Source organism: Streptomyces sp. NPDC020875 (genome assembly GCF_040641415.1).
In the GTDB taxonomy this organism is placed as follows: Bacteria; Actinomycetota; Actinomycetes; order Streptomycetales; family Streptomycetaceae; genus Streptomyces.
Genome location: NZ_JBFADP010000030.1, coordinates 66,213 through 77,269, shown reverse-complemented (window position 1 = coordinate 77,269; position 11,057 = coordinate 66,213). Strand labels below are relative to the sequence as shown.

7 protein-coding genes and 1 pseudogene are annotated in these 11,057 nt (G+C 74.5%); 4 read left to right on the top strand and 4 right to left on the bottom strand.

Translation table 11 applies throughout. The features are described 5' to 3' along the window. Positions 1 to 3 precede the first annotated feature (3 nt). Positions 4 to 636, top strand: a pseudogene (locus AB0G74_RS19020) (alpha/beta family hydrolase); the annotation flags it as partial. 54 nt (positions 637 to 690) lie between these two features. On the opposite strand, the gene AB0G74_RS19015 reads toward AB0G74_RS19020, so the two are convergent. The 3 genes from AB0G74_RS19015 to AB0G74_RS19005 form a co-directional block, all read right to left on the bottom strand. Further along, complete coding sequence (locus AB0G74_RS19015; protein ID WP_361147608.1) at positions 691 to 1,893, bottom strand: amidohydrolase; 1,203 nt, start codon at positions 1,891 to 1,893, stop codon at positions 691 to 693. A 121-nt stretch (positions 1,894 to 2,014) separates the two neighbouring features. Beyond that, entirely contained in the window at positions 2,015 to 2,776 is a 762-nt protein-coding gene (locus AB0G74_RS19010; RefSeq protein WP_361147605.1) for a GntR family transcriptional regulator, read from the bottom strand. A gap of 106 nt (positions 2,777 to 2,882) precedes the next feature. Beyond that, positions 2,883 to 6,134, bottom strand: a complete 3,252-nt coding sequence (locus tag AB0G74_RS19005) for a cytochrome P450 (protein WP_361147601.1) — start codon at positions 6,132 to 6,134, stop codon at positions 2,883 to 2,885. A gap of 113 nt (positions 6,135 to 6,247) precedes the next feature. Here AB0G74_RS19005 and AB0G74_RS19000 point away from each other — a divergent pair, with 113 nt between their 5' ends. Further along, the gene (locus AB0G74_RS19000) at positions 6,248 to 6,871 is read left to right on the top strand and encodes a TetR/AcrR family transcriptional regulator (RefSeq protein WP_361147598.1); all 624 of its coding nucleotides are present in this window, start codon (positions 6,248 to 6,250) and stop codon (positions 6,869 to 6,871) included. Between the two features lie 212 nt (positions 6,872 to 7,083). Here the strand turns inward: AB0G74_RS19000 and AB0G74_RS18995 are convergent, their stop codons facing one another. Beyond that, positions 7,084 to 7,980 carry an N-acetyltransferase gene (locus tag AB0G74_RS18995; RefSeq protein ID WP_361147595.1) on the bottom strand — a complete coding sequence of 299 codons (897 nt, stop codon included), beginning with the start codon at positions 7,978 to 7,980 and terminating at the stop codon, positions 7,084 to 7,086. Between the two features lie 172 nt (positions 7,981 to 8,152). On the opposite strand from AB0G74_RS18995, the gene AB0G74_RS18990 reads away from it, so the two are divergent. Further along, a complete protein-coding gene (locus AB0G74_RS18990) occupies positions 8,153 to 8,509 on the top strand; it encodes a hypothetical protein (protein WP_361147592.1) in 357 nt (118 codons plus the stop codon). 5 nt (positions 8,510 to 8,514) lie between these two features. Further along, the gene (locus AB0G74_RS18985) at positions 8,515 to 10,959 is read left to right on the top strand and encodes a DUF4132 domain-containing protein (protein WP_361147590.1); all 2,445 of its coding nucleotides are present in this window, start codon (positions 8,515 to 8,517) and stop codon (positions 10,957 to 10,959) included. Positions 10,960 to 11,057 lie beyond the last annotated feature (98 nt).

The following is an 11,057-nucleotide window of genomic DNA, read 5'->3' as shown; positions in this document are numbered from 1 at the left end:
CTGCTCGCCGGACGGCTGACCGTACCGCCCGACGCGCCGGGCATCGTCCTCTTCGCCCACGGCAGCGGCAGCGGCCGGAACAGCCCGCGCAACCGCCGGGTCGCCGCCGGACTCGCCGGATCCGGCCTCGGCACCCTGCTGTTCGACCTGCTCACCGAGGCCGAGGCCGGGGACCGGGCGAAGGTCTTCGACACCCCGCTCCTCGCGGACCGGCTCACCGCCGCCACCCGCTGGCTGCTCACCCGCCCGGACACCGCGCGGCTGCCGTACGGCTACTTCGGCGCAAGTACTGGTGCCGCCGCCGCGCTCCGGGCCGCCGCCGGATCCGGCGGCCGGTGCGCCGCCGTGGTCTCCCGGGGCGGGCGCCCCGATCTGGCCGATGAGCGGCTGCCCGCCGTGACAGCCCCCACCCTGCTCGTCGTCGGCGGCGCCGACGAGCACGTACTGGAGCTGAACCGGCGGGCGCGACGGCGGCTCGGCGGGGAGAGCGCCCTGCTCGTCGTGGACGGCGCCGGACATCTCTTCGAGGAACCGGGCGCACTCGACCGGGTGACGGAGGCCGCCGTCCGCTGGTTCACCGCCGCCTTCGACGCCGTACGGACCCCGGGCACCGGCGGGCCGCCCGGCGCGGCCTGAGCCGGACGCGCTCCGCCACCGGTCCCCGCCCTGCCGCCCCGCCGGTCCGGTCCGTCAGACCGTCAGCCGGCCGTCGCGGGCGATCACCCGGCCGCCGCGGACCACGAAGCGCGGCACCGGCCGGTCCACCACGGCCTCCGGTACCGAGGCCGCGCCCACCAGGACGAAGTCGGCCGGATCGCCCACCGCGAGCCGGGACGGCTCCAGCCCGAGCAGGGCCGCCCCGCCCTGGGCCACCACGTCGTAGCAGGCGACGAGTTCGTCGTCGGTCCGGGCGTCGGTACGGTACGCCAGCAGATGCGCGCGGTTGATCATATTGCCGTCGCCGAACGGCGACCACGCGTCGCGCACCCCGTCGGAGCCCGCGGCGACCAGCACCCCATAACCCGTCAGCGCCGCCGTCGGGAGCACCGGATCGGCCCCCAGGGCGCAGGTGGTCAGGGCGATCCCGGACTCCGCGAGCAGCCGGGCCGTGGCGGCCAGTTCGTCCCCGGTGAGATCCGCGACGCAGAACGCGTGGCTCACCGTCACCCGGCCCTCCAGCCCCGCGTCGACCGTCCGGCGGGCGATCTCCGTGAGTTGCCGCACCCCGTCCGGGTTGCCGTCGTGGAGATGGATGTCGAGGGGGACGCCCGCGCGGACGGCCGTACCGAAGAGGAAGTCGAGCTGGCCGTCCCGGTCGCCGTCGACCCCCACCGGATCGAGGCCGCCGAGCACGTCCGCGCCCTCGGCCAGGGACCGGGTCAGCAGTTCGGCGGTGCCGGGCCTGCTGACCAGGCCGAGCTGGGGGAAGGCCACCACCTGGACGTCGAGCAGGTCCGCCCGCGCGTCCGCCGCCGCCCGGACGCCGTGGACGGCGGAGAGTCCGTACACCGGCGCCACGTCGACATGGGCCCGCATCGCGCGCGTCCCGTGGGCGACGGCCGTGTCCATCAGCGCCCCCGACCGCTCGGCGACCGAACCGGGCACCCGCGACCTGGCCCGGACATCGCCCTCGATCAGGTCCCGGAGCGAGTGCGCGGGCTCCCGGCTCAGCCAGGGCCCGCCCCAGGTCGTCTTGTCCGGGTGGATATGGGCGTCCACGGGCGACGGCAGCGCCAGCGCGCCGCCCGCGTCGACGGTGACGCACCCGGCGGGCGGCCCGTCCGAGGGCGCGGGGCCGACGGCGCTGATCCGGCCGTCGGCCGTCAGCAGATCGACGAGCCGCCCGTCGGCGGTCCGGACGGCGGTGAACAGGACGGGGGTGTGCGGGGCCATGAGCCGGTGTGCTCCTCGGTTCAGCGGAATGCGAGAGGGATGCAAGGGACTTGAGGGGTTTCCTACGGGGCCGGAGGCGTCGGGTACGTCGCCCGCCCGGCCGCCGTACGGGCGGGCGGGGTCAGGGCTCCGGGGGGTGATCCGGCCCGGACGGTCCGGACGGCGCGGCCCCGGCCGTGGGGTGCGCCGGTTCCGCCGGGCCGAGCAGCCGCATCGCCGCCGCCCGGGTCCCGGCCACATGCTCCCGGGCGATGCGCTCGGCCCCCGCCGCGTCCCCGTCCCGGATCGCCGCGTACAGCAGTTCGTGCTCCCCGCACATGGCCGTACCGTCGGCGGGTTCCGTGGTCAGGCCGAAGAGTCTGCGCAGCCTGCCGTCGAGCGGGGCCATCAGATTCAGCAGCAGCGGATTGCCCGCCAGGACGACGATCTGCCGGTGGAAATCGGCGTGGACCGAGGCCAGCTCCCGGGTGCGACGCGCGTTCCCGGCGGCCTGCCGGGCCCGGGCCAGCAGCCCTTCGAGGACGCGCAGCCCCGCCGCGTCGGCCCGGACGGCGGCCAGCGCCGCGGCCAGGGCCTCCAGCCGCTCCCGGATGTCGAAGAGATCCGCCGCCTCGGCCGGGCCGAACGGGGCGACGAACGCTCCCCGGCGGGCCGAGACGGCGACGAACCCCTCCGACTCCAGCCGCTGAAGGGCCTCGCGGACCGGGACCCGGGACACCCCCAGCTCCTCCGCCAGCTCGCGTTCCACGATCCGCCGCCCGGACGGCAGCCGGCCGTCGATGATCCGCTCCCGTACCTCTCGGTACACCTGGTCCCGCAGGGACAGATGGGCGCCGCCGATCGTGTCGGCGCCGGGTTCGCCGCCGGTCCGGCCGTCACTCATGACCTGCTCCCTCGTCCGCGATACCGACCATGCCTGGTATTCGGTATACCAGATTCGGGGCGGCAGTACGGCGCGGGAGGCGGGTCCCGGGACCCGCCTCCCCGGCTCACCCGGACCAGACGTCCTCCACGTAACGCCCCTCGGCCATCAGACCGCTCAGCCATGTCTCCGCCGCCTCCGGCCCCGTACCGGTGTGCTCCGCGTGGATCGCCCGCAGGGCGTCCCGTACGGCCGGTGCCATCGCCCGCCCGTCGCCGCAGACCCGGATATGCGCGCCACAGCTGAGCAGCGCCCATATCTCGGCCGACTCCCGGGCCAGCCGGTGCTGGACGTACCGCACCTCGTGGTCCGGGTCGCCGGTGCCGGGCGCCCGGGAGAAGGCGGGCCGCAGGGCGACGGCCCCCGCCGCCTCGGCGGCTTCCAGCTCGGCCCGGTGCAGATAGTCGACGTCGGGGTGGTCGCAGCCGAGGTAGCAGAGCATCGGCGCCCGCCCGGGGGACGCGGTCGCCGAGGCCCGGTCCGCGATCATGCCCCGGAAGGGCGCGAGGCCGGTGCCCGCGGCCACCGCGATCACCGGGACGCCCGGGTCGTCGGGGAGCCGGAAGTCGTCCCGGCAGGGCGAGACCCGGCCGTAGAGGGTGTCACCGGGCTCCAGACCGGCGAGCAGGGCGGCGCCCGCGCCGAGGAAGGTGCCCTCGCCGTCGCGGTGCGGCACCGGCTGGGCGGCGACCATCAGATCGGCGTCGCGGGGGGCGACGGCGGGGGAGGAGGAGACGGAGTAGTAGCGGGTGGGCGCCGGGCCGAGGACGTCCAGCAGCTCCGCGAGACCGGGGCGGCACGAGGCGTGCCGGGCCAGCAGATCCGGGACGGTGTCCCCGCCGGGGAAGTACGACTGGAGGGCCGCCCGCTCCGGCGGGCAGGGTGTGTGCGCGGCGAGGGCCGCAGCCTGCCGGGCGGTCGCGGGCCGCCCCAGCTCGACGAAGTGGGTCAGCAGGGTCCGGACGGTCATCGGCCGGTCCAGCGGCAGGGCCGGCCGCCCCTCGGTCCCCGCGCCGAGGACGACGACCCGGTCCGGGTCCAGTCCCAGCGCTCCGGCGGTCCGCTCCACGAGCGCGTCCGGGTTCGCCAGCCGTACCAGGAGATGATCGCCGGTCCGGTAGGTGGTGCCCGTCGGAAGCCGGAGCGACAGGAAGCGCTTGGAGCGGCCCAGCGGATGGGCCGTGTCGGTGAGTTCCCGGGTCTCCGTGACGATCAGCGGCACCAGGCCGTCCGCCTCCGGTACGTCGCCGGGGGCGCCGTCCGGCGCGTCGGCGACGGTGTGGCGGGTCCCGGCGGTCCTGGGCTCCCCGGCCTCGGCGGCGGGGACACCGTACCGCTCCAGCAGGGCCGTCCAGAGCCCGTCGCCCCAGGCGGCGACCTCGGCGGTGACGTCGTGCGAGACGTCGACGGCGGCCCGTCCGACGAGGGGGACGGCCCCGGCGGCGGTCAGCCGCTCGTCGATCAGGGCCGGGATCCGCTGGTAGGTCGCGGCCCAGTTGCGGTCCCCGGCGCCCAGGACGGCGTACGGCAGCCCGGTCAGCCCGGCCGGGTCCGTCTCCAGCCAGGCCAGGAAGCGGTTGGCGTCGTCGGTGGGGCGGCCGTTGTAGGAGGAGGCGACGATCAGTACGGGGTCGGCGGGGTCGAGGGCCTCCACGGCGTCGTCGAGCGGGGCGACGGCGGGGCGGAAGCCGTGGCGGGCGCCCTGGTCGGCCAGTTCGGCGGCGAGCCCCCGGGACGTACCGAGGTTGGAGCCGTAGAGCACGGTCAGGGTCGTACCCGGGGCCCGTAGTCCCTCGGGTACGGCCCGGCCGGGCGCCGCTTCCCCGGTCCCGGCGGCCGGGGCGGTCGCGGCCCGGGCCCGCTCGGCGGGCTCGCGGCGGACCGGGGTCAGGGTGAAGCCGTCGGGCTTGAGGGTCAGGGTCTCCTTGATCCTCAGCCGGTAGTCGTCCTGGTCGAGCAGTCGGTAGCGGTGCACGATCAGACCGAGCAGCAGGGTCGCCTCGTGCAGGGCGAACCTGCGGCCGATGCAGGACCGTTCGCCGTTGCCGAACGGCTTGTAGAGATGGCCGGGGCGGCGCTCCACCGCCCCGGGCAGAAAGCGGTCCGGGTCGAACAGTTCGGGGTTGTCGCCCCAGCCCGGTTCGCGGTGGAGCATCGGGGTCAGGACGGTGAGCGGCTGTCCGGCCCGTACCCGGTGCCGTCCGCCGATGACGGTGTCCGCCAGGGGCTCGACGGCGAAGGCGGGCGCCGTGGGCCAGAGCCGCAGACTCTCGTCCAGCACCCGGCGGAGCAGGGCCAGCCGTCCGACGTCCTCGTACGAAGGGTCGGGATCCGGCTCCGTCCCCCAGAGCGCGTCGGTCTCGGCCTGGGCCGCGGCGAGTACGGACGGGTTCTTCAGCAGGTAGTAGAGAGCGAAGGAGAGCGCGCCGCTGGTGGTCTCGTGACCGGCGATCAGAAAGGTCAGCATCTGGTAGCGGATATTGGTGTCGTCCAGCCGCTCCCCGGTGTCCTTGTCGGTGGAGTGGAGCATCAGGCCGAGCAGATCGCGGTCGCCGAGGCCGCTCGGGTCGTCGGCGGCCGTCCCGGCGCGCCGGGCCCGGACGATCTCGTCCGCCAGCCGGTTCATTGTGGCGACATCGGCCCGCTGCCGCTTCTCGGCGCGGGCGTAGAGCAGGTCGAGGCCGGGGAGGAAGGCCGTCTTCCGCTGGGCGTGGTCCAGCGCGCGGACCATGGCGGTGATGAAGGGGTGCCGGTCGGACCGGCCGAAGCTGCCGAAGTCGTAGCCGAAGCCGCAGAGTCCGATGGTGTCGAGGGTGAGCCGGGTCATGTCCTCGGCGACGTCCACCGGCGCCCCGGCGGTCGCGTCCCACTTCGCCAGCAGCCGCCGGGCCACCGTCACCATCACCGGGTGGTACGCCTTCAGGGAGTCGAAGGCGAAGGCGGGCAGCAGGATGTTGTGCGCCCTGCGCCAGTTGGGCTCGTCGCCGAAGGCGGTGAAGAGTCCGTCCCCGGCGAACTCGCGGACCGTCGCCAGCGGCTCCGGGGTCTTCCGGAACCGGGTCTCGTCGCACAGCTCGGCGACCAGGTCCCCGCCGGAGACCATCCAGTTGTCCTGGTCGAAGAAGCGCAGGTTGTAGATCGGGCCGAGGGCCCTGGCCTCCCGCATCGCGTACTGGATGAAGGAGTCGACCGGCACGCTCAGGGTATGGCCCAGCACCGGCAGCCGGCCGCGCTCGGGAACGCCGGCCGTACCGCCGGTGCCGGTGCCGGTGCCTATGCCTGTGCCGGGGACGGTCGGGCGGGGTGCTGTCGGCTTCATGGTCTGCCCCTCGATGCGTTCCGTGTGCTGTCCCCAGCAACCATACGCATGACTTGGTCAAGTGACAAAGTCGCTCGACGTGAGTGATTGACCGAATCCCTATACTGGCCGGTATGGCTCATGTCACCGCGGCCGAGCGCCGTCCTCAGTTGATCGCCGCGGCCATCGAGCTGATGGCCCGCGAAGGTGTCGCCGCGGGCAGTACCCGGGCGATCGCCGCCGAGCTGGGGGTCGCCCAGGCGACCGTCCACTACACCTTCGGGACCAAGGCCGATCTGTACCGGGCCGTGCTGGAGACCCTCACCGGCGATCTGCTCGCCGGGGTCCGGCAGGCCATCGAGGGCGCCGACGGCCTCGAAGAGGCGCTGCGGCTCACCGTCGACACCATCTGGGCCGACCTCAGCGACCGCCCCGAGCTGAATCTGCTCTGGCTGGAACTGGTCGTCCTCTCCCTGCGGACCCCGGAACTCCGTGAGGTGGTGGAGCGGTACCACCGGAGCCTGGCCGATGTGGCGGCGGGGGTGCTGCGGGACATCGCCCGGCGCGGGGGCCAGGAGTACGCGGTACCGCCCGAGGAGCTGGCGGCGTTTCTGCTCTCGGGCCTGGACGGGCTGTGCCTGGGCGCCGTCGTCCAGGGCACCGGCCCCGGCCCGGCGACCCGGCGCGCCCTGGACCAGCTGGTCACCGCGACGGCGGCGCTGGCCTTCGGGCCGGGCGGGGCGCGGCGCGAGGGCTGACGCGGGGATGTACGGGGTCGGCGCCGCGCACCTGGGGTGCGCGGCGCCGGATGTGGTGCGGGTGTCCCGGGCCGTGGCGGGCCCGGGACACCCGGAGGGCGGAGCGGCGTCCGGAGCCGTACGGCCGACCCGGAGGCGCGGTCCGGACACCGGCCGTACGCCGGTCCGGGCACCCGGCCGCCGGTGCCGGACACCGGTCCGGGGCGATCCGGTCAGGCCGCCCGGTGCGTCCAGCCCCGGGCCGTCCGGCCCAGCTCCGTGAAGCCGAGCCCGGTCAGCAGGGCGATCTCCTCGGTGTCATCGGTGTCGTCCGGGTCCGCGTAGCTCAGCAGCCGGTCCACCCCGGACAGTTCGAGCCAGCCGCGGGCCTCGCCCAGCAGCCATTCCGCGAGCCCCGGAACGGGCTCGTCGGGCAGGACGAGATCGGCGATGTCCGCCGTGCCGCCCGGCCGGGCGTGCCGCTCGGGCCGGTCCAGATGGGTGTCCAGTTCGATGTACGCCATCGGCGCACCGTCCGCCACTGCGGTGATCCTGGTTCCGAGCGGGCCCAGGGACCGGTGCGCGGCAAGCCCCGGCAGCGGAGCCGGTCCGGGCTCGGGCAGCTGGTCGACCCGGGCCAGCAACAGGGCCTCGACCCCGCCGGTGTGGACGAAGCCGGCCGCCTCGAACACCGCCCGCACATGCGGCCAGGCGTCCGGGACGCCGTACACCCCCGGGACCGGGAGACGACCGTCGGCGTGGCGGGCCCGGACGCGCCAGCGGTCCAGCTGGGCCAGGGCGGCGGGCATCAGCAGCGCCGCGGCCCCGTCGCCGTCCGACGGCACATGGACGAACCACTCGACATGGCCGGTGTCGCGGTAGTCGCCGCCGACGTCCGGCTCGTCGCGGTAGCGCAGCAGATGGGCCGCGGCGACGATCCGCCGCCGTACCTCCGCCACCAGCGTGACCCGCTCGGCCACCCACGGATCGGTGACGTACTCCTCGGGGCAGCGCTCCAGACCGCTGAGGACGGTGTTCACCGAGACCCCGGCACCGGGGACGACGGCGGCGGCATGCGCGTTGACCAGGGCGGTCAGCTGATCGCGGTCCTCGCGGTGGAAGAAACGCACCCGGGGCGCGGGAGAGGGGTGTTCATGAATGTCGGAAGAAGACACGACAGGGCCTCCGAAGATCGGTCATCGAATGGGAGGCCGCCATGAGATGCGGTACGCGGTCACCATAGCACCCCACCTGACCTGTGGCTTCCGGTGATTGTCAGTGGCCGCGCCTACTGTCGCGGCTATGGCACTGGTGACTTTCGTCGACGAGACGACCTCCGGGGACCGGAGCGACGGCTGGGGTGTGGAGATCTTCGAGGAACGGCTCGCGCTGCGCGAGCTGATCCGGCGGCGGGTCTTCCAGGAGGTCGCGGAGGCGCGCGCGGGCAGCGCCGTCCGGCCACGCCCGTACAACGGCTCCGCCCCCGCCCCCGCTCCCGATCCCGAGGCGGAGACCGCGGCCGCCCTGCGCGCCTTCGAACGGAACGGGTTCCTGGTCCTGGTGGCGGAGCGTCAGCTGACCGGTCTCGACGACGAGGTGGAACTCCGTCCGGGTACCGAGGTCGTCTTCCTCCGGCTCGTCCCCCTGGTCGGGGGGTGACCGGGATGCGCAAGCTGGCTCGCATGATCGCCGACGGCTACCTGGTGGACGCCCTGGACGCCCTCGACCGTCCCGCGGAGTTCAACGGTATCGACGTCAAGGCGGCCCTCGACCATCTCCACGGACTGCCGCCCGAGGACCGGGCCGTCCTCACCCGCCATCTCGCCGCGCGGTACGCGGCGGAGACCGACGGCGACCCGCACGACCGTTTCCTGCTGCTGCTCCGGGCGCTGAGACTCGGCCACGACCTCCCCGAACCCCCGCTCGCCGCCGAACGGGCCGCCGCCGTGGCCCGGCTCGGCGGCCGGCTGGACCTCTGGTGGGGCGGGCTGTACCACCCCGACCTCATCTCGGCCGAGATCGCCGAAGGCCGGACCGTGCCCCCGGCCGTCTGGGCGACGATCCGCCGCAGCTTCCTGCTGACCTACGCCGACCCGGAGGTCGCCGAGCTGAACCACCTGGCCGGGCGGACCCCCGGCGTCCCCCCGCTGAACGTCGGCGAGCAGTGGGCCGAACAGGCGCTGGCGGAGGAAGCCCTGCGGCCCGTCGTGGTCCATGCCCTGACCGCCACCGCCGGCAAGCCGACCGCGAAATGGGACCGGGCCGCCCGCGCCGCCGTCGAAGCGGCCGGCGGCGCCGACACCGTCCGTACCGCGGTGGTCGGCTGGCTGGCCCTCGTCGGACGGCCGCGCACCTTCCCCCTCGAAGGCGCGGACATGCCGAATCATCTCGTCTTCGACCCCTACAACGCCGACGCCCTGCGCGGACTCGCCTGGCTGCTCTCCCTGCTGCCCGCCCACCCCGACATCCCGCGCGCCCTCGGTTCCCTCACCGAAGCTGCGCTGAGAAAGGTCCCCGGCGCCGGACCCGGCAGCGCCAAGGTGGCCGGCGCCGCCGTGGTCGCCCTGGCCCGCGCCGAGGGCCCCGAGGCCCTCGGGGAACTCGCCCGGCTCGCCACCAGGACGACCCACAAACCCACCGTCAGGATGATCGGCACCGCCCTGGACCGCCGGGCCGAGGCCCTCGGCATCGGCCGGGACGAGATCGAGGAACTGGCCGTCCCCGACTACGGGCTGACCGCCGTCGGCACGGGAGAGTATCCGGTCGGCGACCACACGGCCCGGCTGGAGATCCACGGCAACCGGACCGTGCTCGCCTTCCACGACACCGCCGGGAAGCGGCTGCGCGGGGTGCCCGCCGCGGTCCGCCGCGACCACTCGGAGACGGTGAAGGAGCTGAAGGCCCGCGCCAAGGACGCCGACCGGATGCTCACCGCCCAGGCGGAACGGCTCGACCGGCAGTTCCTGGCCCGCCGGGTGTGGAGCTGGGGCCCCTGGCGGGAACGGCTGCTCGACCATCCGCTCGTCGGCACCCTCGCCCGCCGGCTGATCTGGACCGTGGGGGACGAATCCGCCGTCTGGGACGGCACCGGACTGAGCACCGCCGACGGACGCCCCGTCGAACCCGCCCCGGACGCCGAGGTCGGGCTCTGGCACCCGATCGGACGGCCGCCCGCCGAAACCGCGGCCTGGCGGGCCAGGATCGAGGAGCTGCGGATCACCCAGCCCTTCAAACAGGCCCACCGCGAGATCTATCCGCTCACCCCAGCCGAGGAGACCACCCGCACCTACTCCAACCGGTACGCCGCGCACATCCTCCGCCAGCACCAGTTCCACGCCCTGGCCGCGATCCGCGGCTGGCGCAACAAGCTCCGGCTCGTCGTGGACGACGTCTGCCCGCCCGCCGTACGGGAGCTGCCCCGCTGGGGGCTGCGGGCCGAACTCTGGATCGGGCCCGACGCGGGCCCGACCCCGGGGCCCGGCGACTTCCTCGACAGCGGGACGTACACCCGCCTGCGGACCGACCAGCTCCGCTTCTATCCCCTCGACGCCCCGGGCAACACCGCGCACTGCTCCGGCGGGCCGTACACGATGTGGCTCCGAGACGGCCGGGCCGCCGTGGACCCGCTGCCGCTGACGGAGATACCGGAGCTGGTGCTGAGCGAGATCCTCCGGGACCTCGATCTCTTCGTCGGCGTCAGCAGCGTCGGCAACGACCCGGAGTGGGCCGACGGCGGGCCGGAGGGACACTTCCGGGAGTACTGGACGCGGTACGGCTTCGGCGAGCTGACCGGGACCGCCGCCACCCGCAAGGCGCTGCTGGAGCGGATCGTCCCCCGGCTGGCCTTCGCCGACCGGTGCTCCTTCGACGACCGCTTCCTCCTGGTCCGGGGCGATCTGCGGACCTACCGCATCCATCTCGGCTCGGGCAATGTGCTGATGAGTCCGGGCGACCAGTACCTCTGCGTCGTGCCCGGCGGTTCCGGGCCCGACCCCGGCTATCTGCCCTTCGAGGGCGACCGGACGCTGTCGGTGATCCTCTCCAAGGCGCTGCTGCTGGCCGACGACACGGCGATCACCGATCCGACCATCGTGAGCCAGTTCCCCTGACCTGACCTGACCTGATCAGATCTGACCGACCTCACCGGCCCGCTGACGGCGGGGTCGGCAGGGCTCGGCCGGTACGGCCGTACGGAGGAGGGGAAGGC

What these genes read in the sequence shown, in the direction of transcription:
- AB0G74_RS18985 (WP_361147590.1), top strand. Translation starts at nt 8,515, where the DNA reads ATGCGCAAGCTGGCTCGCATGATCGCCGACGGCTACCTGGTGGACGCC.
- AB0G74_RS19010 (WP_361147605.1), bottom strand. Translation starts at nt 2,776, where the DNA reads ATGAGTGACGGCCGGACCGGCGGCGAACCCGGCGCCGACACGATCGGC.
- AB0G74_RS18990 (WP_361147592.1), top strand. Translation starts at nt 8,153, where the DNA reads ATGGCACTGGTGACTTTCGTCGACGAGACGACCTCCGGGGACCGGAGC.
- AB0G74_RS19000 (WP_361147598.1), top strand. Translation starts at nt 6,248, where the DNA reads ATGGCTCATGTCACCGCGGCCGAGCGCCGTCCTCAGTTGATCGCCGCG.
- AB0G74_RS19005 (WP_361147601.1), bottom strand. Translation starts at nt 6,134, where the DNA reads ATGAAGCCGACAGCACCCCGCCCGACCGTCCCCGGCACAGGCATAGGC.
- AB0G74_RS19015 (WP_361147608.1), bottom strand. Translation starts at nt 1,893, where the DNA reads ATGGCCCCGCACACCCCCGTCCTGTTCACCGCCGTCCGGACCGCCGAC.